Below are 22,103 nucleotides of genomic sequence, written 5' to 3'. Positions count from 1 at the left end.
ACTTTTAAGATTGATTAGGATAAAGCGGAGCCAGGGTATTCTCTTTGGTCTTTAATGTCTTACGTTGCTTCTGTGCGGCTTTGACAGCTCTTATTAAAGCCTTACCTTCAAGCCATGTTGCACCGTTACCTGAAAAACGACAACGTTGTAGGTGATCTAACTGGCTGGATAGAGGTTGATGATTAAAGTAGTTTGCCAATTCGAATAGATCGTGCATTGGTAGCTTAAGTTTTTCCTGAGCCCACAGCCGAAGCGCTCGATCTGTTGCATTCGCATCGTTCTCGAGAGCAACCTTTTGTAAGTGATCCCAAGATGCCGAAGTGGTGTGATGTTTATTGCTTACACTGACGGACTCGGCGGTGACGCTTGAACGACGGAACCACCACCATGCCCATAGGCTCAAAGTGGTAATCCAGAGCACCGCAAATACCACAGCTAAGTAGAAATAAATTGTATATTCCGACTTCGCTGATGATGAATTTTGCTGTGTTGGTTTATCGGTTACGACGTTTTCATCGCGAGTCGGTTCATTCACCACTGGTGTTGGGTCAACTTGCTGAGAACTGGGGCTTACTGTCAGTTTAATTGCTTCTGAAGAGGCGACTTGAGCTTCTCCAAGGCGCGTATTAAACCAATCCACCTCAACTTCCGGAATTGTAAATTCACCAGCTTGACGCGGAATAACAGCGATCGTTTGGCTGCGCTGGGCAATGACGCGACCATTGCGTGTTGTGCTAGCAAATTCTGGTGATTCTGGGTATACCGAAGCACCATCAATATTATCAAACGATAACGTCGGTAATTGCTCAGTACTGACGCCAATAGCGGTGATGCGATAGGTTAGGGTAATCGGTTGTCCTACTTCTATCGGCTGCTCTGAGTTTGCTCGTTCGACACTGACGCTAACGAGCTCAGAAGGAAGCCAGTGGCCACGCCAATCGGCTGGGCGCGGTAGAACTGTAATTGAAGTCGGTACAGCTACGGCACTAACTGGCTGAGTGGTTGCGATGGCTGAAAATACCGAGCGGCTTGAATCGCGCGTAATTTGTCCCTCAAACGCAGGGCCTTCTAAAGTCAGGTCACCTGAACGCTGTGGCGTGATTAAGTAGGTACGTTGAAATACTTGGTAGCGTTTCCCATTAATGATTTCGTAAGATTCCTCATCCTTGCCGAACTGGACCACTTCAGCATCTTTGAGGCTTGGGGCAATGAGATTACCGCTGTGCAAATTGGCGCTCAAGTACAACCGCGAAACCAATTTGAATTGCTGTTGTACATAAACACGTTTTGATTCTAACGATGTGCGAATAAAGGCTGGACGTTGCTCTAGTTCATCAACTGACGCTGCAGCATCTAAAATGGTTAATTCAATTGCATTGCTACGCGCGGCACCGATTTGAATGGGCGGGATTCTTACGATTCCAGGGCTTGATGGTGCTTGCAGGTTAACAATGAACGAGGTTGTGCGCGTCGTTTCTCCATTGATCACGCTCGTTCTGCGTGACGACCGGACATTCAAAATACGAAAATCGCGCAGTTGTTGCTCTGCATCCCAAGCTGATTCGCTGACATCATCATTGATTGTAATCGTCAGAGTAAATGGCTCGCTTTGAATAATTGGATTCTTATCCACACTAGCAACGATCTCGGTTTCTTGCGCATCAATAGCTACAGAAAACCAGAACATCATTGATAGCAATATTAATTTCAACGCTTTGTTTACCACGACTTTTCAACTCCTGGAGGCGGGCCCTGGCGACGTCGTTGCTGGGCTTCATACTGCATTTTATTACGTAATAACACAGCGGGATCATCGTCAATTCGATTTAACCACTGTTGCATTTGTTGCTGTAACTCTTCTTCTGATGGATCACCAAGCTGACTTTTTAATGGTTGCTCTTCACCTGTACGTGCTTGCTGTTCGGTCTCTGTTTGTTCTTGTGCTTCAGCCTCTTGAGTTTGCTCATCAGACTCCTGTGGATTCTGCTGTGATTGTTGCGTTTCAGATTGATTTTGCTCGTCTTCTTGTTCGTTGTTTTGCTCTGATTGCTGATCCGATTGCTGCTCCGATTGTTGCTCAGATTGCTGCGATTGCCCTTGCTGATTCTGATGTCCTTGCTGGTTCTGCTGTTGTTGCTGTTGTTGCTTTTGTTCAGCAAGCTCCTCGGCTAAATCTAAATTTTGCTTCGCTTCAGACCAATCAGGTCGCCGCTCCAAAGCCGCCGCATAGGCATTCTTTGCTTCATCGTAACGCTGCAGTTGCATCAAACTATTGCCTTGATTGTAGAAGCCTTCAGCACTATCAAGTTGGGAGAAGTCAACCAGCGCTTGGTCATAATTCCCAGCCCGATAGTTGGCCGTACCTCGCTGCCAAGCATCGTCTGTGATGGTAGCAGCTCGTTCGAAGTTACCATCGTTTAAGGCTTGATCAGCTTGCTGATATGGGGTTTGCCACAGCTTTTCATGCCATGACAAAGGCTCTTGTTGTGCCGCATATACTGGTTGACCGAGTAAAAATACCAAGACAAATGGCGCAAGGCTTAGTACGCGACCGCGACGAGCTAATGGAAGTAGCAGTAGTAAAATAAGAGGAATCAACCATGGCCCTTGATCGGCCCATTGATCACCTGCTTGCAGGTTACTCTCATTACCTTCGCGAGTACTAGGCGCTTGCGACGTGAGATAAACGATATCTTGTTGATCGGTTCGAATCTGAATAAAGCGACCGTTGCTACGTTCAGCAAGCGATGGTAACCCGCCTACACTTAATTTGGGAATCACAACATTGTCATTACTATCGCGCAGTAAGCGACCATCGGGTAATTGAATAGGGGCGCCGTCTTCAGTACCAACGGCGAGAATATTGAGCCGATGCGAGGTGCGATTGATGAAGTCGCCAATATCGATTTGATCACGACCATCAATACCGTCAGTAAGCCAGTAAATGTCACCTTCAGGGTAACCCGCTTCCTTTAGAAGTTGATCAGCTAACTCTAATGCGCGCACTGGATAACTGCCAGGAGTTGGCATGATATCAGGGCTCAGAGCTCGAATGAGGTTGGTTAAGTTGCCACCATCAGCAGTCAACGGACTGATGGTAAAAGCATCGCCAGCATAGGCAATGAGGCCGATGTCGCCATCGATATGTTCAGTAACCAAATCCGTTGCCTTGAAGCGCATTTGACTCAGTCTGTTTGGCGATAAGTCGGTGCTATATACTGACAATGACATGTCCATAACCACAACTGAGCCCGCCTTCAGCTGATAAACCGGTTGTGGTAATTTTTCCCAAGCAGGTCCAGCCAAAGCAACGGCGCCGAAACTAAGCGCCATACTCACGAGTAGTAACGGAAGACGAGTTCCTCGCTGTGCTTGCTGGCGTAGCAGTATGGCTTGTAGATGAGACGGGATGATCTTAGCCCACCCTTGTTTTTGTTGGGCATGGCGCCACGCCCACAAAGTAACAAGGATAATTGGCACCAAGGTCAGCAACCACAGTGGTCGGAGAAAATGGAAATCAGCCATGCTGCCTCCAAGTCCGCACGGTGGCATGGATAAATGCTAGGGCTAAAAACAGCCAAGCCAGTGCTAACGGCCAATGATAGAGTGCTGTTTGCGGTCGGCGTAGCTGGTTATCACCTTGTACCGGCTCGTAGGTATCAAGTTCAGTATAAATGCGTTCAAGTTCTTCTGTGCTACGAGCTCGAAAATATTCACCACCCGTTTCTTCGGCTAATTGTCTTAACATGTTTTCATCTAAATCGCGGCTTGGGTTAACTCGTCGCTGCCCGAAAAATCCATCAACAACAATTTCTTCTGCGCCCACGCCAATCGTATAGATTTTCACGCCGTAGTATTTTGCAAGTTCGAGTGCTTGGGCAGGAGAGACGTTGCCGGCGGTATTCTGCCCATCGGTGACTAGAATTAAAATTTTATTGGTTTGCGGACGCTCAGCAAAACGTTTGGCCGTGAGTGCTATCGCATCACCGATTGCTGTACGCTCACCAATCAAACGTAAAACCGTTTCATCAAGCATCTTTTGTACGGTCGCTCGGTCAAAAGTCATGGGAGCTTGCACGTAGGCAGTATCCGCAAACAGTATCAATCCGAGGCGGTCGCCGACGCGACGTTCAATAAAATCATTCATGACATGCTTGAGCATTGTTAATCGGTCAACTTGTTGTCCGTCAATGGCCATATCCGCAATTTCCATGCTGCCGGATAAATCAACGGCAATCATCATTTCACGAGCATCATTCTGGGCTGGGATCGGTTCACCAAGCCACTGCGGTCGCATTAATGCAATCACTAGAAGCGTCCACACTAAAACGCCAATGGCGTTTGCCCATCGACTATTACTTGGCTTAATTGTAGCCGATGCGACCGCTGGCAAATGAGTCATATTGAGTGGTTGCGATGGCTGTGTGTGTGCACGTCGAAGCCATCGGTAAAGCAAGGGTACAGGCCAAACAAGCCCCGCCCAAAGCCAAGCGAAATCAATCATCGCCTTGCTCCTTCGTCTGCTTGGTGGAAAGCGGAAGTGCTTGTTTTAACCAGACCACTGCGAAGTCACGATATGGCTCAACCCATTGCTGTTGTGCCACGTGAGGTTGATAGCTCGCCTCACTTAATGACGCGAGCAATGGTTGGTATCGACGACGCTGACGCGAACTCAATTGCTCACTTAAAAAATCCCACCAGTTCAACGTATTATGGTGCGGTACATAGGCTAATGACGCCTGTTTTAATAGTAAGGTGATGGCACTGAGTGTTTCTGGTGGTTGTTGCCGTAGTTGACGCAACGCTAATCGACGGGGACGGCGTTTGCGATAGGCTCGTACACTCAAGACCATGGCGCTGATAACGGTAACCAAGGTTACTGCTGCAAGAATATACCAGCCAATGGCTAGCGGCCACCACGATGCCGCAGGGGCTGCCACAATGTCATTCATTTCAATAGGCTTGTCGAGTAATATCATAATAACTCTCCGGGCCATTGGTTTTCGAGCGCATCGGCCGAACTGATCATACGCAATGGACAACCAAGCTGTTGCCATTGCTTCACAACAGATTGTAAGCGTTGTTGTTGCGCATGTGCATAGGCGTGACGCTGATGTTTGTTAACCGGATCGACCACGACACTTAGTTCACCGTCGGTCATCGACAACGGTGTATGATCGGACACATTTGGCAACTGTAACTCAAGTGGGTCGATAATCGTAAACGGTACCAATTGGCAATGACGTTGCAGTGCCAAGCAATGACGCCATAGCGCTGGGTCGTCACTCAACCAATCACTGATTAAATAAATAATACTGCCGGGGCGCGCCAATTGTTGCATCCGCTCAAGCGCCTGCGGAAAGACATTTTGATGACGATGCTGCTGTTGCCAGCTGTCTACAGCCAGCTGTTGTTGTTCGACTAAGTGATGGATTACTTGCATGACGCCATGGTGGCGTGCTTGAGGCTTAATTTCTGCATGACCATACTGACTGGTCATGACCGCACCAATTCGATCGCCTCTTGCTACTGCGAGCCAGGCTAAAGACGCTGCTAAGTGACAAGCTTGCGCGGATTTAAACAAGAGCTGACTACCAAACTGCATACTGTCACTAAAATCAACAACCACAAACACTGGCCGCTCACGCTCTTCGCGAAACAATTTCGTATGCGGAGTGCCCGTGCGCGCGGTGACGCGCCAGTCTATAGCGCGGATATCATCACCTGCTTGATAGTGACGGAATTCATCAAACTCCATGCCACGACCTTTAAACTTGCTTAGCAATGCACCGCTAGCGCCGGGCGGCGGATGCAGCCGGCGGAAACGCTGAAATGCGTTAACTTTACTGCGGTAATACATCAGTTCGTGACTATTGACGTGAACACCATCACTGCGCCATGTATTTAGCCATTGCGTGACAAGTTCAGGTGACATTAAGTGACGACGTGCGCTCATTTATGGTGCTGGAACTAACTGAATGATTTGCGCTAAAACTTGGTCAGCATCAATGCCATCGGCTTCTGCTTGGTAACTAAGAATTATTCGGTGACGCAATACTTTGGCATAAACTGCATGGATATCATCTGGGGTGACAAAGTTGCGTTGCTGTAACCAAGCACGAGCGCGCGCACAACGATCAAGAGCAATGGTTGCGCGTGGGCTGGCACCGTAATTTAACCAGCGCGCCAAGTCGCTGCTATAAAAGCTTGGCTCGCGTGTCGCGATGACCAATTGTACTAAATAGTTTTCAACCGCTTCATCCATGTAGATTCCAAGAACTTCTTTGCGTGCATTGAAGATATCTTGCTGTTTCAATGGCTTCGGAATGTCCGCTTGGCCTTGTAACTCTTCACCGCGAGTCAAGCGTAAAATGTCGCGTTCAGTGTCGGCATTTGGATAACCCAAATTGAGATGCATTAAGAAGCGATCAAGTTGTGCTTCAGGAAGTGGGTAGGTACCTTCTTGCTCAAGCGGGTTCTGGGTTGCCAACACCATAAATAGTTCTGGTAACGGATAGGTCTTTTGGCCGACCGTAATTTGGCGCTCGGCCATCGCTTCTAATAATGCAGACTGTACTTTCGCTGGCGCACGGTTTATCTCGTCTGCCAAAATAATGTTGTGAAACAGAGGCCCCTGTTGAAACACAAACTCGCCAGTTTCAGGTCGATAAATATCGGTACCGGTTAAATCGGCGGGCAGCAAGTCTGGGGTAAATTGCACGCGATGAAAACTGCCTTCAACCCCTTTTGCCAAGGCATTGACGGCTCGGGTTTTCGCAAGCCCTGGTGGTCCTTCTACCAACAAATGGCCATCGGCTAGTATGGCAACTAGCAGGCTTTCAGTGAAATCAGGTTGCCCTAATACTTGACTGTCGAGGTAGTTGCGTAATGCTTGAAACTGTTCAGCTGCCATCAGATTCCTCTGCTTTGTGTATATTACTTCTATACTATCGCTATACTCTATGTTCGCACTTTACCGAAAACAACGGTTTAATTCTCGCCAAAGACCCGTTAAAATTTGTAACTATCTATGAGGTCAGACCAGATTAAGGAATGACCATAACAAAACAACAGAGGACAAATCTATGGCCGCACGTCAGAATCTGACCACTGCTTCAGGCGACCGCATTGCGATTGTTGCCGGCTTGCGTACCCCGTTTGCGAAGCAGGCGACCTATTTCCATGGCGTTCCTGCATTGGATATGGGCAAAATGGTGGTGCAAGAGCTACTTAATCGCTACAGCTTAGACCCAAATGAAGTTGAGCAGTTGGTTTACGGACAAGTTGTCCAAATGCCAAAAGCACCAAACATTGCGCGCGAAATTGTTTTGGGCACAAGTCTTCCTGTATCGACTGATGCGTACAGTGTATCACGAGCCTGCGCGACCAGTTTTCAAACTACGGTCAACGTACTAGAAAGCATGTTGGTTGGAAACATTTCAGTCGGTATCGCCGGCGGCGCCGACTCGTCCTCAGTATTACCGATTGGCGTTTCGCGCTCGCTTGCGCACGCGCTTGTCGATTTAAATAAAGCGAAAACGCTAGGCCAGCGCTGGAATATTCTGAAGCGTTTGCGGTTTAAAGATTTAATGCCCGTGCCGCCAGCAATTGCTGAATACAGTACCGGTTTAACCATGGGTGACACAGCCGAACAGATGGCGAAAACGCACAATATAAGCCGAGCCGATCAGGATGCCTTGGCGCATCGTTCACATACATTGGCCCACGAAGCATGGGAGGCAGGTAAGTTAGATGCCGAAGTCATGACCGCTTATGCTGAGCCGTATAGCGATTTCTTGAAACGTGACAATACGGTTCGTAGTGATTCCAAATTGGATGGTTATGCGAAATTACGCCCGGTATTTGATCGTAAACATGGCACAGTGACTGCAGCGAATAGCACGGCGTTAACCGATGGTGCTAGCGCCATTTTATTGATGACTGAGAGCAAAGCGAAAGCGCTAGGCTATGAAGTTCTTGGTTATATCCGTAGCTACGCATTTAGTGCCATTGACGTTTGGGAAGATATGCTGATGGGCCCTTCGTATGCGACGCCGCTGGCACTTGATCGTGCCGGCATGAAGTTAAGCGATTTAACCTTAATTGAAATGCATGAAGCGTTTGCGGCACAGACGCTTGCTAACATGAAAATGTTTGCCAGCAAAAAATTTGCCGAAGAGAAGCTTGGTCGCAGCGAAGCGATTGGTGAAATCGACATGGAAAAATTCAACGTCATGGGTGGCTCGTTAGCCTATGGGCACCCATTTGCGGCAACTGGTGCACGTCTAATTACCCAAACCCTCAATGAATTAAAACGCCGTGGTGGCGGTATCGGGTTAACCACAGCCTGTGCGGCTGGTGGTTTAGGTGCAGCAATGATTGTGGAGACGGAATAATGAGCCAGCAGAAAGCCTTTACGCTAGAATTACGCGATGATCAGGTAGCGGTCATCCACATTGATGTGCCGGGCGAATCAATGAATACCTTGAAAGCTTCGTTTGCTGAAGAGGTGGCACACGTATTGAACCAGTTAGAGCAGCAACACGATCTGAAAGGTGTTGTGGTGATCAGCGATAAACCGGGCTCATTTGTAGCTGGTGCTGATATTAGCATGATTGACGCTTGTGAAAATGCTGCCGATACGGAAAGCTTGGCACGCCAAGGTCAAGCGATGTTTGATCGCATTGAAAGTTTAAAAGTGCCGGTTGTGGCGGCGATTGATGGGGCTTGCTTGGGTGGTGGCTTAGAACTCGCCTTGGCGTGTCATTATCGTATTGCGACGGACAGCGAGAAAACCATTATCGGTTTGCCAGAAGTGCAGCTTGGTTTATTACCTGGCTCGGGTGGTACGCAGCGTTTACCGCGTCTTATCGGAATCCAAAAAGCCTTGCCGTTAATTTTAACCGGCAAACAGTTGCGGGCGAAACAAGCGAAGAAACTGGGTATTGTTGACGACGTTGTTCCCGCAACTATTTTGCTTGAGGCGGCAGTGAAGCTCGCACTAAGTAGCAAAGCAAAGGTGAAGCGTGTTCGCCATTCTTTATTCAACAAGTTACTTGAAGGCAGTGGTGTAGGTCGCGGCATAATTTTCTCAAAAGCTCGCGAGCAAGCGCAAGCAAAAGCGAAAGGCAATTATCCGGCACTTGATAAAATTATCGATACCATTGCCTATGGCGCTGATAAGGGTTTTGAGGCGGGGCTTGAGTTTGAAGCACGTTCGTTCGGTGAACTCGCGATGACGCCAGAATCAAAACAGCTACGCCATATCTTTTTTGCGACGACCGCAATGAAAAAAGAAACCGGAGCCGGCGATACCAAGCCGCGTAAAATTGAGCGCGTGGGTGTACTTGGTGGTGGGTTAATGGGTGGCGGTATTGCGTATGTGACAGCAGCAAAAGCAGGACTGCCAGCACGCATCAAAGATATTTCAGAGCAAGGTATTGTGCATGCTCTGAAGTATAGCTACGACTTATTACATAAAAAAGTGAAGCGGAAACATCTATCGCGCACCGAGCTTGAAGCAACCATGCTGCGATTGAGCGGTACGCTCGACTACAGTGGTTTTGATCAAGTTGATGTCGTGATAGAAGCGGTATTTGAAGACCTAAAACTGAAGCAACAAATGGTTGCTGATATTGAGGCCGTTGCCGGTGAAAACACGATTTTTGCCACCAACACTTCGAGTTTACCGATTACCAAAATTGCCGCTGAGGCACAGCGCCCGGAAAACGTGATCGGATTACATTATTTTTCACCGGTTGATAAAATGCCATTGGCTGAGATTATTACTCATGCGGGAACCTCGGATGAAACTATTGCAACAACGGTTGCACTGGCCAAGAAGCAGGGTAAAACCCCAATTGTGGTAAAAGACGGCGCGGGCTTTTATGTCAACCGAATCTTGGCACCGTACATGAATGAGTCGGCGCGATTAGTTCTCGAAGGAGAGCCAATTGAAGCGGTGGATGGTGCATTGGTTAAGTTTGGCTTCCCAGTTGGGCCAATGAAATTGATGGACGAAGTGGGTATTGATGTGGCGGCGAAAGTCGCGCCAATCATGGCTGATGAATTAGGCGACCGATTCCGTGCGCCAGATGCGTTTGGCAAGTTATTGGATGATGAGCGCAAAGGTAAGAAGAACAAGAAGGGCTTTTATGCCTACTCGGGTAAGAAACCGGGTAAATCGGTTGATGAATCGGTATATGGTTTGTTAGGTATTAGTCCTTCAGCTAAGTTAGGTGGTGATGAAATCGCTCAGCGTACAGTGCTGTTGATGTTGAATGAAGCCGCCTACTGCTTGGACGAAGGCATTATCCGTAGTGCTCGCGATGGCGATATTGGTGCCATTTTCGGTATCGGGTTTCCACCTTTCCGCGGTGGTCCGTTCCGTTACATGGATGCCGTTGGTGTGGCTGAAATTGTTCGCCGCTTGCAGAATTATCGGCAGCAACATGGTGAACGTTATACCCCGGCACAATTGCTGGTTAAAATGGCAGAGAATAACGAGCGCTTTTATTAAGCGCTCGATGCTTTAAGTTGAATTTGTTGTAAAAACTGGAGTTGAGATGTTTATTGCGCTGTGTTGTTTGTTGTCTGCGCTGACGTTATACATTCAAGCTTTAACCCATGCGATGGGGGCTAAACGTTGGGGAGCGATGGGTTTGTTATTTGGGCCGCTCGTATTACCAATGTTTTTCACCCATAAGCGGATGACATTATTGAAGGCGCAGGGGCGCGCTAATGTATCGATGCTGGTACGCTAATGTGTGCCAAGAAAGCATCACTGGTTAGCGGTTCTGCGAACAAGTAGCCTTGCGCAAATTCGCAGCTCAAGCGGCTTAGTGTGGCTGCTTGAGCTGTATTGACGACCCCTTCTGCAACAACGTCTAATCCCATGTTATGTGCCATGGCGACAATGGATGCAACCATGTTTCGATCGCGCTCAGCACCATTGATATCATCGACAAAGGCTTTGTCGATTTTTAATGTTTGAATCGGGAAGCGCTTCAAGTAAGCGAGGGACGAGTAACCTGTACCAAAATCATCCAGTGCCAAGTGAATACCGCAGTTGTGCAGTTCGGTCATAATTTCAATGGCACGTTCTGGATCTTCCATGACGACGCCTTCGGTTATCTCTAGCTCAAGATGTTCTGGTGCGAGCTGTTCTTCTTTTAAAATAGTCATGATGCGTTGCGTCAAGTCCGGTTGAATGAACTGCTTCGCTGACAAGTTGACGGCGACACGGCCTTGCACTGTTCCTTGTTTTACCCACTCGCGCATATCGCGACAGGTTTGACGTAAAACTTGCTCGCCCATTTCAATAATCAAACCAGTTTCTTCAGCGAGAGGAATAAATTCACTTGGACTAACCAGCCCGATACCCGGAATATTAAGACGTACCAAAGCTTCGAGACCAACAAACTCATAATTGCGAAGCGAAACTTTTGGCTGATACATCACTTGAATATGATTGTTGCGAAGAGCTTGCCGGAGTTGGTTCTCGACTTGCAAACGGCGTACGGCATTCTTATTCATCGATTCATTGAAGAATTGATAATTGTGGCCGCCGCGATTCTTCGCGTGATACATGGCAGTGTCTGCATTTTGCAGCAGTTCTTGCGACGAGGTGCCATCGTTGGGATAAACCACGATGCCGATGGAGCTTCCAATAACAATATCTTGTTGATTGACATGGAATGCTTCGCCAACTTGAGCGAGGATTTTCGTCGCGACGTCAGTAATGACACTGAGGTCGCTTGTATCTTCGAGCATCAATACGAATTCATCGCCGCCTAGTCGGAAGAAAGTATCTTGCGGTCGACCTACCTCGGCAACACGTTCGGCCACTTGTAATAATAATTGATCGCCAATGTCATGACCCAGTGAGTCGTTAATTTTCTTAAAATCATCCAAATCAAATAACAACAGTGCATGCTGAATTCGTTTACGCACCAAATTGGCATGGCTGACTTGGAAATAGGAACGATTGGGCAAGCCAGTAAGCGTATCGGTGTTCGATAAACGGCGTAATTCGCGTTCCGTCGATTTACGTTCGGTGATATCGGCAAAGGTAGCAACGTAATGTGAAATACGGTCACTATCGTCGCGTATGGCATCTAACGTTAACTCCATTTGATACAAGCTACCGTCTTTGCGTAAATCTTCGACTTCGCCATGCCAACTGCCGTGTTGTTTTAACAAGCGCTTGATTTGTTCAATATATTCAGGGCTATAAAGCTGCAGTTGGAGCGGCCGATCAAGCATATCATCGCGAGAATAGCCGGTTATTTTGGCTACTGATGCGTTGGTCTCGATGACTTTAAAGTTGGCATCGTAAATACACACGCCATCGGAAATATTAGTGATGGATGTTGCGAGCATTTTCAAGCGTTCTTCAGCGGCAACCAGTGGTGTAATATCCTTCAGAGTACCGGTCATGCGCAACGGGTGTTGGTTTTCGTCGCGTTCAACCACTTTGCCGCGGTCGAGTACCGAAATCCAACCTTTGTCCGTTTTGACACGATAAGTCATCTCAAAATAGTTCGATGCGCCATCTAAGTGCTTGCGCAATTGCTGTTGCAACTTAGGTAGATCAAGAGGATGAATATTACTTGGGCTGCCTCGTTTACCTGATCGAATGTGATCAATCGGGAACTCGTTGAGGTACCGCCAACTATTGTGGCGGTGAATGGTGCCTTCAGGTACGTGCCAATCCCAAAGTTGATCACCACTTCCCCATAAGCTGAGCTTCAGGCGCTCTTCACTACTACGAAGTTGTTTAATTGCGAGATGACGAGCGCGAACAATAAAAAATACCGCCGCTAAAATGCCGAGCAAAAGTAATGCGTAGGCGCTAATAGCCCAAGGCGATAACCAACTAGGAGCTGCAACATCGAGCAAAATTTGGCGACGACCAGACCAACTGGTACCGTCATAGGAAGCTTCAACTTTAAATACGTATTGTCCGTAGCTTAAATTTGTATAAGTGGCGCGTCGATAATCATTATCGGTATAGACCCAGTCTCGATCAAAACCTTCGAGCTGATAGCGATAATAAAGTAATCGCGCATTCGGCGCATAAGGTGCACCAAATTCGATACTAAATGGGTCTTGGATGTCTGGGATATAAAGCGTTTCGGTGTTGTAGAGCTGCGGGCGGTTGCGTTGATCGAGTTGTTGCGCACTAACGGGCTGATTTGCGAGACGAAGGTTTATGAGTTCAACTTGCCAGTCTTGCGCTTGCAACGGGAATGACAGCGAAAACACCGAAACAATAACAATTGTCAGTGCTCTTAAGCGTAAACTGTAATAAAGCTGTTGCAGGCGTCGCACGCTTTTCCCCGAAATTGACTGTTTTATGTACAGCTCTTCTATTTGTTATGTTGTTCATCAAATTAAACAATTTAGCGGGATCTGTCAAAGTTCGCGGGGCATGCAGACAGAAACATTTGTCCTGAAGCATTGTTAAAAATTTGTTTTGATTCGGTTTTGAATGCGTCGATAGTTAGTGTTTCAATCGCATCGGCTATTCTAGTTAGTCTTGAAAAATCATGATCTTGTTGTGTTATAGCACTCCACAATCGTTGACTACGTGAGCGTAAACTCGTGTCTTTTTCAGTCAACTGTTGCGTTAAACTCTGCCGTGCTTTGTCGAATTCTTCGGCAGAGATATCCGCTAATATCGTCGGAATCCCCTCAAAAAAGATTTTGATCGCCTGTTCTAGTTCCTGATTGTTCACGCGAGACGATTGCACATAAAACAACAGATGAGGGTATTGTTGCATTGGTAAATAAGTTGTACCTACCAAATAGCCAAGTTGCTGTTCGGTGCGTAATTGTGCAAAAAAGCGTGGCTGTAACATTTGATTGAGCAACATAAACATGCCCTGTTGTTGCACAGTGTTTTGCATGGATTGTAAAACCGCTATTACTGCGTGATCAGGATGTTGTGTCTCAACGGCGATTGTTGCCGGTAGCTTGTTAAGTGCTGCTGGCGTCAAATCAATGGGTTCCAGAGGCCGAGTTAAATCCAGCCATTGCGCGAGAGCCTTATGGACAGAGGTTAATTGCTCAGCTTTTACGTCTCCATGGGCAAACATTTGTACTTGTGCCTGCGTAAACAAACGCGGGCTACTTTCGCAGAAGCTTGTAAAATCTAATTGTTCCAACTCTACGGCTAAATCAATGACTGAATAGGTATGCGGCTGCAACTGTACGTTTAAATGTGAAAATAAAAAATTCAGCGGTTTGTGCAACAACGCTTGACGCCAGTTTGTCATCAAGCGTTGTCGTAAATCGAGCCAGCGCTGTTGACAAAAGGACGGTGAATGCATGGCTTGAATGAGTGTGTCAGTTAACTGGGGAACATAGTGTGCAGGGCCAGTCACGTGAAGCGTCATGCCTTGTTGTTGCGGATAGAGATTAAAATGCAATCCGGCAATTTCGGCATCGTAACACTGCTCATTTAACGTATCGAGCATCAATTCACACCATAGACGTGTTTGAGCAAAGTTTGCTGGATTTGCAACGACATTCGGAAGTTGAAAACCAAGATACAAATGAGCCTTCGGTTGTCGAAAATCAATATCGTGAAGATGCCAACAGGTCAATGCTGGAGCTGTTTGTTTCGCACGCGGTAAGCCGGTTGGCTCATCCGAGGTAATGGATTGTAATTGCCATGGCTCGGCGAGATAGGGGTTTGGATCCGGTAGCTTTACGTCTATTGGCGTAAACCCGCTGAATGCCTCAAGTTGTTGTTGAGAAAGCGCTCGCATTGCATAGTGACAACCGTAAATCGGCTCAACATTGTCCGTGGGCAAATCTTTATGGATGACCGTGACTCGCATGTTGTCTGGTCGCATACAATCCAAAAACTGGTGAGCTTTTGGTTGGAATAGACCATCCATTCGATAATCACCAAAAATAATGTCTTCAGCAATGTAGTGCTGCAAGTTAATAGCGAGTTGTGGCGCTAAATCGCTTGCCCGTGGCTGTTCCTGGAAATTAAAGGCATTCATGACACTTACGCGACGTTCGTTATAGCGCCATGAATTCAATCCCTGCTCACGAATCAGCTGAATGTAATGGAATAGGGCGCCAATGATTTCATCACGGTGCGCCATGCCCTGTTCAGTCAGCTGCATATTGATATTAAAATCTTTGAAGTTGCTACCACTGATGCCGCCACCGGCAGCGAGGGTATTAATCCAATGCTTATCGCGTAGATAACCAAACAAACTACCGGGACCTTCATAACCCAAAAGGTGCGCAATATAACTTGTGGTCTTGTTTGCGTAATCGTCATTAATACCTGGCAAGGCAAATGTGATGATTAGCCGGCGGGCGTCTTTTAGTGGTTTAACGTGTAACTCAACACCGAGTTGCTCTGGTAAATACAGTGGCTCGTCAATATCCCAAACATCCGCACAGCCACTTTTTACCGCTTGTGCATGCGTACAGGCTAGCTTACTTAACTGCTCAAGTGGTTGCGGACCAAGTAACACTAAGGTCATGCGGCGTGCACAGTACCAACGTTTGAAAAAATCGCGCAACTGCTGCTGCAGTGAATTGTTCGGTTGGTCTTTTAAGGTGCTGAGATTACCCACCGAAAACTTACTGAAGGGGTGTTTCGGATTCGAAGTCGCTTTGTGAACTTGATATAACCGGCGCAACTCATCTTGGCGCTTTAGCTGGAACTCTGACTCAATTGACTGTAACTCTTTATCGATCCACTGTTGTGCAAACAACGGTTCGTGAAAAAATCGCATGAATCGATCGAGTGCTTGATCAAAATAGTTCGCATCAACAGTAAAATAGTAATTACTGAATTCAGTACCCGTCCAGGCATTATGATTGCCGCCATGGGCACTAATAAAACTTTGGTAACTATTCGCATCTGGGTACTTTTCAGTGCCCAAAAACAACATGTGCTCAAGGAAGTGCGCCAAACCTTGCGCATGATGTGGATCGTGAAAATGCCCAGCAGCAACGGCGAGAGCCGCACTAGCTTGTCGCGCTTCAGCTTCGTGCACCAGAACGCAGCGCATGCCATTATCGAGCTCGATAATGCGATACCTGCGTTGATCGGTCGGGCTTTTGGTAATGTCTTGATCATCAATTATTACCCGAGCCGACACTGTGACTCCTGAGCTATCAGTCGCCATCGTGCTCCCTAAACTTGAACCTTCCGTGAATGCTTATCAAGCAAACATGGTCTGGAAGAAAGCTGGCGCGCAAAGTTTGTACGGACTGCGAGTACTTACTGCTCCAGCGGAGTATCGAAGTTCTCTGGCCGGTCGAAAGTGCCGTCGTAGGCAATCAATTGATCATTTTCGAAGGTTAACGTGACTTTATGTTGGTAGTCTTCGCTTCGACTGCGACCAGAATTTAATTTAAATACGTAATACCAAACATCTTGATCAAAAACATTTTCAGCGACAGGCTCACCAATAACGTAAGCAACTTGTTCTTTGGTCATACCGACCCGAAGTTGATCAACGTCACGTTGCTCAAGATAGTTACCTTGCGGTATATCGATCCGGTACACCCAACTGTCAAAAACGGAACATCCGCTAAGAATTAAAACACTACCTGCAATTACGAGAGCTTTCATAACACCTGCTGTTAATTTGTGATTCTGTTGGTGATGATAAACAAAGCACCTAACCGACCGCAAGTAATTCAGCAGCATTTGCTTTGGTTGCCGCAGTAATTTGATCGCCGCCTAGGAGGCGAGCGAGTTCGATAACTCGGTCATCTTGGTCGAGTCGAACCATGGTCGTTTCGGTACTTGCACCATCTGTGACTTTGTCTACACGAAGTTGCTGATGAGCTTTTGCAGCAACTTGCGGTAAGTGTGTGACACATATAACCTGATTTGATTCCCCAAGCTGACGTAATAATTTACCCACGGTTGCTGCCGTCGCACCACTCACGCCGACATCGACTTCGTCGAACATTAGTGTTGGCGTGATTAATTGGCTTGCGGTTATCACTTGAATCGCCAAACTAATACGCGATAGTTCGCCACCTGATGCGATTTTTGCGAGTGATTGTAAAGGTTGCCCTGGGTTGGTGGTGACGGTAAAGCAAACTTCATCGGTACCGAGACGCGTTGCCGGAGCTTGTGCCTGATGATTAACTTCAATCACAAATCGACCATGTGGCATGTTGAGCTGCTGCATACTTTTCGCTATGCGATCACTAAGTTCATGGGCTGCTTTTTCTCGGCTAGCCGATAATTTCGCTGCTGCTTTTCGATATGATTGTGCTGCGTGTTCAACACGCTCATCGATGTCAGCAGATTCCGCTTGATTTGTTTCAAGTTGCTCAAGTTCGGCAAGTAACTGTTGATGATGTTCGTACAATTGACTTGGCTCGAGTTGATGTTTGCGCGCCAGCTGAATGGCTTGCGAAACTCGTCGTTCAGCTAGTACGAGTTGTTCATCGTCAAGCTCGATATTATCTTGATAGTGGCGTAGTTCGCGTGCCGCTTCCTCAACTTGGACGCTCGCTTCATTCAATATACGCACCGTTTCGGCCAGGTTAGGGTCGGTTTCTAACTGCTGTTCTAGGCGTGATAACGCGCTTTGCAGCAAGCTGTAAGCATTATTGTGCTCACCTTCATAAATAGCATTTAATGCAAAGGCTGAATCTTCCACCAAAGCGGCACTATTGGCGAGGCGCTTATGCTGCTGCTCGAGTTCTTCGAATTCGCCTTCAGCGAGAGCAAACTCGTTTAATTCAGAAACTTGATAACTGAGCAACTGTAGTCGCGACTCCATGTCTGCTTGCTGCTGGTGCAGTTGTTTTTGTTGTTTGCGTAAGCCGTACCAATTCTGGTACGCGGTTTGAACCTCATCGAGTAATGCTTGATGACGTGCGTAGGCATCGAGCAGATTCAACTGATGCTCAGGTCGCGTTAACAACTGGTGCTCGTGTTGACCATGAATATTAACTAACAGTGGGGCTAATAGCTTAAGCTGCGATGCGGTGACTGGATAGCCGTTGATCCACGCTTTTGAACGCCCTTCGCGGGTAATAATACGACGTAATACACAAGTACAAGCATCGTCGTCTTGCAGTTCTTGTTCGCGCAACCACTGTACGGCTGGGCTTTTGGTTGTAGCCAATTGAAAGGTAGCACTCACTTCAGCCTTTTCGGCATCGGCACGTATTAAATCAACGTCAGCACGATCACCTAAACATAAACCCAACGCATCGAGTGCGATAGACTTACCTGCACCGGTTTCGCCAGTAATGGCCGTCATGCCCGCGTTAAAATCGACATCAAGTTGACGAACAACCGCAAGGTTGCGAATTTGCATATGAAGCAGCATAGGACACCTCAAACACTGTGTATGTGTACAGTAGTTATACAGTATTTATACAGTAATGCAAGAGGGGGCCAAAAATTTTAAAACAGACGACTACCCCAACCTAGTTTGTTTCTTAATACGCGATAGTAGCTGTGATCCTGTGGATGAACTAAGCGCAAACGATGCGGATGCTGTTGAATCACCACATCATCGCCGGGCTGTACGGTCATACGTACATGACCATCACAACTCAGTTGAAGACTATCGTTATCGGCCGCGGCACGCAGGCGAATAACACTATGGCCATCGACTACAATCGGGCGACTGCTTAGCGTGTGGGGAAACATGGGAACCATGGTAATAGCATCAAGACCTGGTGTAAGAATTGGTCCGCCGCCAGATAACGAGTAAGCGGTGGAACCGGTTGGGGTGCTGATAATCAGGCCGTCGGAGCGCTGTGAATAAACGAATTCATCATTGACATACACTTCAAATTCGATCATGTGCGCCACTTTATCAGAGTGCAACACGACTTCGTTAATGGCGCGTCCAACACTTTTGGATTTCCCGCAATGAAATACTTCGGCTTGCAGCAGAAACCGACGTTCAGTTTGATAGTTGCCCTCGAGTACAGCTTTCAACTGCTCAATGACGTGGTCAGGATCAAGATCGGTCAAAAAACCGAGGTTGCCACGATTTACCCCAATCACTGCAATGTCGGCTTCACAAAGCACCCGCGCTGCGCCCAGCATGTTGCCGTCACCACCAACAACAACCGCTATATCGGCAGACTCTCCGATTCGATGTAGTGGTAATATCTGCGCTTGCGTTGACTTTAATTGCTCGGCTGTTCGCGCCTCAACGATCACCTCATAACCCATATTCAATAGGGTTTGTTCGAGTTTCAGCAAGGTCGCTCGCGTGGCTTCATGATTCACTTTGCCAAGCAGTGCAATGCGTCGAAATGCTGGATGCGTTGTAGTCGTCATGTTTTTTCCCTTTTTTTGCTGTGATGACTTGAATCATCACCAGCTGACCCCATAACTGCCTGCAGATAGTTATATCACAACAAATTATTGTTCATTTGTGAATTTCAACAAAGAGTACGCAGTTATGACCAAGAATGATTCAACCAAAGCCGCGCAAGCTGAACAGCAGCAAACGACGGAAACCCAAGCTGAGCAAATGGTTCAGGATGAGCAGGCCGAATCTCAAGCAACCGCAACTGAAACGGTAGATGAGAGCCAGCAACGCATTGAGGCGCTTGAGTTGGCGTTAAGCCAAGCTGAACAGCGTGCCGATGATGCCAATGATCGTGCAGTGCGTGCCGTAGCGGAAATGGAAAACGTTCGCCGTCGCTCAGCTCAAGATGTTGAGAAAGCGCATAAATTCGCGCTGGAAAAGTTTGCAGGTGAACTGTTGGATACGGTTGATAACCTTGAGCGTGCGATGGACATTGCGAAGCAAGCCGATGATGTAAATCAGAACTTCTTTGAAGGCATTGAACTAACGCATAAAAACTTGCTGAGCACGCTAACAAAGTTCGGTGTTGAGGCCGTTGGTGCGGTTGGTGACACGTTCAACCCAGAATTACATCAAGCGATGGCAATGCAGCCATCAGAAGAGCATGAAAACAACACCGTGTTGGCGGTGATGCAGAAAGGTTACACCTTGAGCGGACGCTTGTTGCGCCCAGCCATGGTGATGGTGGTGAAAAATTCTTAATAACCCTACTTGGGGTGTTGAAAAGCGAAAAAACCACCCCATATTTGAGTTATCAAACCTGTTTTAGATTATGAAGTTGGAGACGAATCATGGGTAAAATTATCGGAATCGACTTAGGTACTACTAACTCGTGTGTAGCAGTACTTGATGGTGACAAACCGCGTGTTATTGAAAACGCAGAAGGCGATCGTACAACCCCGTCAGTGGTTGCATTCACTGATGATGGCGAAGTATTGGTGGGTTCACCTGCTAAGCGTCAAGCGGTAACGAACGCGAACAAAACTTTATTTGCGATTAAGCGCTTAATCGGTCGTCGTTTTAAAGACGAAGAAGTACAGCGCGATATCGGCATCATGCCTTTCAAAATTGTTGAAGCCGACAATGGCGATGCATGGGTGCAAATCAATGACGAGAAGAAAGCGCCACCGCAAATTTCTGCTGAAGTTTTGAAGAAAATGAAGAAAACTGCAGAAGACTTCTTGGGCGAAAAAGTGACTGAAGCTGTTATTACAGTTCCAGCTTACTTTAACGATGCGCAGCGCCAAGCAACCAAAGATGCAGGTCGTATTGCTGGCCTTGAAGTGAAGCGTATTATCAACGAGCCGACAGCAGCAGCTTTAGCATATGGCCTTGATAAGAAAAAAGGCGACAATATCATCGCAGTATACGACTTAGGTGGTGGTACGTTCGATATCTCAATTATTGAAATTGATGAAGTTGATGGCGACCATACCTTCGAAGTACTTGCCACTAACGGTGATACCCACTTAGGTGGTGAAGACTTCGATAACCGTTTGATCAACTACTTGGTTGAGCAGTTCAACAAAGATCAAGGCATTGACCTACGTAAAGATCCGCTCGCAATGCAACGTTTGAAAGAAGCAGCAGAGAAAGCAAAAATTGAGCTTTCTTCAGCGCAACAAACGGAAGTGAACTTACCGTACATCACTGCGGATGCGACTGGTCCGAAGCACTTAGCGATTAAAGTAACGCGTGCGAAGCTTGAGTCGTTGGTAGAAGACATGATTGCGAAAACCTTAGAGCCAGTGAAACAAGCGTTGAAAGATGCTGATTTGTCAGTGAGCGAAATTCACGACATTATTTTGGTGGGCGGTCAAACCCGTATGCCAAAAGTTCAGCAAGCTGTAACTGATTTCTTCGGTAAAGAGCCACGTCGTGACGTTAACCCAGATGAAGCGGTTGCCGTAGGTGCAGCAGTACAAGCGGGTGTATTACAAGGTGACGTGAAAGACGTGTTGTTGCTTGACGTTACACCATTATCACTTGGTATTGAGACCATGGGTGGTGTCATGACCAAGTTGATTGAGAAGAACACGACGATTCCTACGAAGCAGTCGCAAACTTTCTCAACCGCAGAAGATAATCAAGCAGCGGTCACGGTGCATGTTATTCAAGGTGAGCGTAAGCGCGCCGCAGATAACAAGTCACTAGGTCAATTTAATTTAGAAGGTATTCGCCCAGCATCACGTGGCGTGCCGCAAATTGAAGTGACGTTTGATATTGATGCAGATGGTATCTTGCATGTATCAGCGAAAGACAAAGATACAGGTAAAGAGCAGAAAATTACCATTAAGGCTTCATCTGGCTTGAGCGATGATGAAGTAGAAAAAATGGTTCGCGATGCCGAAGCGCATGCGGAAGAAGACCGTAAATTCGAGGAGATGGTGCAGGTGCGTAACCAAGCGGATGCCTTGGTTCATGGTACCCGTAAGCAACTTGAAGAAGCGGGTGATGCGCTTGAAGCGAGCGATAAAGAAGCTATCGAGTCAGCCATTAGCGACTTAGAAGCAGCGATAAAAGGCTCTGACAAAGCTGAAATTGAAGCGAAACAGCAAGCATTGATTGAAGCGTCAGGCAAGTTGATGGAAGCAGCTCAAGCGAAAGCTCAACAGGCGGGCGACGCTGGCGACAGTGGCAAGCAAGATGCTGACGATGTTGTTGATGCTGAGTTTGAAGAAGTCAAAGACGACAAGAAATAAGAGCACGCCCACCGGGTGTCTGTAGTTCAACACACGGGGGTTGCCGAGGGGTAGCCTCCGT

Annotated in this window: 16 protein-coding genes; 5 read left to right on the top strand and 11 right to left on the bottom strand. The window is 47.3% G+C overall.

The features are described from left to right. Positions 1–4: 4 nt before the first annotated feature. Genes LG272_RS10060 through LG272_RS10035 form a run of 6 tightly spaced genes read right to left on the bottom strand, consistent with a single transcriptional unit; the run spans position 5 to position 6,913 of the window. On the bottom strand, positions 5–1,726 hold the full coding sequence (locus tag LG272_RS10060) for a BatD family protein (RefSeq protein WP_404408308.1): 1,722 nt from the start codon (positions 1,724–1,726) through the stop codon (positions 5–7). Continuing rightward, complete coding sequence (locus tag LG272_RS10055) at positions 1,720–3,525, bottom strand: VWA domain-containing protein (protein WP_404408306.1); 1,806 nt, start codon at positions 3,523–3,525, stop codon at positions 1,720–1,722. The genes LG272_RS10060 and LG272_RS10055 overlap by 7 nt, the downstream gene beginning before the upstream one ends. Then, positions 3,518–4,504, bottom strand: coding sequence for a vWA domain-containing protein (locus tag LG272_RS10050; RefSeq protein WP_404408304.1), 987 nt, complete (start codon positions 4,502–4,504; stop codon positions 3,518–3,520). The genes LG272_RS10055 and LG272_RS10050 overlap by 8 nt, the downstream gene beginning before the upstream one ends. Beyond that, positions 4,497–4,979, bottom strand: a complete 483-nt coding sequence (locus tag LG272_RS10045; protein ID WP_404408302.1) for a DUF4381 domain-containing protein — start codon at positions 4,977–4,979, stop codon at positions 4,497–4,499. Before LG272_RS10045 ends, LG272_RS10050 begins: the two co-directional genes overlap by 8 nt. Next, positions 4,976–5,956: a DUF58 domain-containing protein gene (locus LG272_RS10040; protein ID WP_126759181.1), complete on the bottom strand. Its 981-nt coding sequence runs from the start codon at positions 5,954–5,956 to the stop codon at positions 4,976–4,978. The genes LG272_RS10045 and LG272_RS10040 overlap by 4 nt, the downstream gene beginning before the upstream one ends. Next, complete coding sequence (locus LG272_RS10035; protein WP_404408300.1) at positions 5,957–6,913, bottom strand: AAA family ATPase; 957 nt, start codon at positions 6,911–6,913, stop codon at positions 5,957–5,959. A gap of 172 nt (positions 6,914–7,085) precedes the next feature. On the opposite strand from LG272_RS10035, the gene fadI reads away from it, so the two are divergent. From fadI to LG272_RS10020, 3 genes are read left to right on the top strand one after another with little or no spacing between them, the layout of a single operon-like run. Continuing rightward, a complete protein-coding gene (gene fadI, locus LG272_RS10030; protein WP_404408298.1) occupies positions 7,086–8,396 on the top strand; it encodes an acetyl-CoA C-acyltransferase FadI in 1,311 nt (436 codons plus the stop codon). Continuing rightward, positions 8,396–10,519, top strand: a complete 2,124-nt coding sequence (gene fadJ / locus LG272_RS10025; RefSeq protein ID WP_404408296.1) for a fatty acid oxidation complex subunit alpha FadJ — start codon at positions 8,396–8,398, stop codon at positions 10,517–10,519. The genes fadI and fadJ overlap by 1 nt, the downstream gene beginning before the upstream one ends. A gap of 46 nt (positions 10,520–10,565) precedes the next feature. Then, positions 10,566–10,763, top strand: a complete 198-nt coding sequence (locus tag LG272_RS10020; protein WP_126759177.1) for a hypothetical protein — start codon at positions 10,566–10,568, stop codon at positions 10,761–10,763. On the opposite strand, the gene LG272_RS10015 is transcribed toward LG272_RS10020, so the two are convergent. From LG272_RS10015 to nadK, 5 genes are all read right to left on the bottom strand, one after another. Further along, complete coding sequence (locus LG272_RS10015; protein ID WP_404408294.1) at positions 10,738–13,332, bottom strand: EAL domain-containing protein; 2,595 nt, start codon at positions 13,330–13,332, stop codon at positions 10,738–10,740. The two genes, LG272_RS10020 and LG272_RS10015, sit on opposite strands and share 26 nt — an antisense overlap. Positions 13,333–13,403: 71 nt before the next feature. Continuing rightward, positions 13,404–16,163 (bottom strand): insulinase family protein, encoded by a 2,760-nt coding sequence (locus LG272_RS10010; protein ID WP_404408292.1) that lies wholly within the window; start codon positions 16,161–16,163, stop codon positions 13,404–13,406. A 95-nt stretch (positions 16,164–16,258) separates the two neighbouring features. Continuing rightward, positions 16,259–16,612, bottom strand: a complete 354-nt coding sequence (locus tag LG272_RS10005) for an outer membrane protein assembly factor BamE (protein ID WP_126759174.1) — start codon at positions 16,610–16,612, stop codon at positions 16,259–16,261. A gap of 49 nt (positions 16,613–16,661) precedes the next feature. Further along, entirely contained in the window at positions 16,662–18,338 is a 1,677-nt protein-coding gene (recN, locus tag LG272_RS10000) for a DNA repair protein RecN (protein WP_404408290.1), read from the bottom strand. A gap of 77 nt (positions 18,339–18,415) precedes the next feature. Beyond that, complete coding sequence (gene nadK / locus LG272_RS09995; protein ID WP_126759172.1) at positions 18,416–19,306, bottom strand: NAD(+) kinase; 891 nt, start codon at positions 19,304–19,306, stop codon at positions 18,416–18,418. Between the two features lie 124 nt (positions 19,307–19,430). Between nadK and grpE the strand changes: the two genes are divergently transcribed. Together grpE and dnaK are read left to right on the top strand one after the other, a co-directional pair. Next, positions 19,431–20,042, top strand: coding sequence for a nucleotide exchange factor GrpE (grpE, locus tag LG272_RS09990; RefSeq protein WP_126759171.1), 612 nt, complete (start codon positions 19,431–19,433; stop codon positions 20,040–20,042). A gap of 89 nt (positions 20,043–20,131) precedes the next feature. Beyond that, positions 20,132–22,042, top strand: coding sequence for a molecular chaperone DnaK (gene dnaK, locus LG272_RS09985; RefSeq protein ID WP_126759170.1), 1,911 nt, complete (start codon positions 20,132–20,134; stop codon positions 22,040–22,042). The last annotated feature ends 61 nt before the right edge of the window (positions 22,043–22,103 follow it).

It is taken from the genome of Pseudidiomarina marina (genome assembly GCF_044807045.1).
In the GTDB taxonomy this organism is placed as follows: Bacteria; Pseudomonadota; Gammaproteobacteria; order Enterobacterales; family Alteromonadaceae; genus Pseudidiomarina; species Pseudidiomarina marina.
The sequence above is the reverse complement of the archived record's forward strand: the minus strand, read 5'-3'. Positions and strand labels throughout refer to the sequence as shown.

Excerpts from the sequence above, each read along its gene's own strand:
- LG272_RS10055 (WP_404408306.1), bottom strand. The coding sequence starts at position 3,525 with ATGGCTGATTTCCATTTTCTCCGACCACTGTGGTTGCTGACCTTGGTG.
- LG272_RS10050 (WP_404408304.1), bottom strand. The coding sequence starts at position 4,504 with ATGATTGATTTCGCTTGGCTTTGGGCGGGGCTTGTTTGGCCTGTACCC.
- LG272_RS10045 (WP_404408302.1), bottom strand. The coding sequence starts at position 4,979 with ATGATATTACTCGACAAGCCTATTGAAATGAATGACATTGTGGCAGCC.
- LG272_RS10040 (WP_126759181.1), bottom strand. The coding sequence starts at position 5,956 with ATGAGCGCACGTCGTCACTTAATGTCACCTGAACTTGTCACGCAATGG.
- LG272_RS10035 (WP_404408300.1), bottom strand. The coding sequence starts at position 6,913 with ATGGCAGCTGAACAGTTTCAAGCATTACGCAACTACCTCGACAGTCAA.
- fadI (WP_404408298.1), top strand. The coding sequence starts at position 7,086 with ATGGCCGCACGTCAGAATCTGACCACTGCTTCAGGCGACCGCATTGCG.
- fadJ (WP_404408296.1), top strand. The coding sequence starts at position 8,396 with ATGAGCCAGCAGAAAGCCTTTACGCTAGAATTACGCGATGATCAGGTA.
- LG272_RS10020 (WP_126759177.1), top strand. The coding sequence starts at position 10,566 with ATGTTTATTGCGCTGTGTTGTTTGTTGTCTGCGCTGACGTTATACATT.
- LG272_RS10010 (WP_404408292.1), bottom strand. The coding sequence starts at position 16,163 with ATGGCGACTGATAGCTCAGGAGTCACAGTGTCGGCTCGGGTAATAATT.
- LG272_RS10005 (WP_126759174.1), bottom strand. The coding sequence starts at position 16,612 with ATGAAAGCTCTCGTAATTGCAGGTAGTGTTTTAATTCTTAGCGGATGT.
- recN (WP_404408290.1), bottom strand. The coding sequence starts at position 18,338 with ATGCTGCTTCATATGCAAATTCGCAACCTTGCGGTTGTTCGTCAACTT.
- nadK (WP_126759172.1), bottom strand. The coding sequence starts at position 19,306 with ATGACGACTACAACGCATCCAGCATTTCGACGCATTGCACTGCTTGGC.
- grpE (WP_126759171.1), top strand. The coding sequence starts at position 19,431 with ATGACCAAGAATGATTCAACCAAAGCCGCGCAAGCTGAACAGCAGCAA.
- dnaK (WP_126759170.1), top strand. The coding sequence starts at position 20,132 with ATGGGTAAAATTATCGGAATCGACTTAGGTACTACTAACTCGTGTGTA.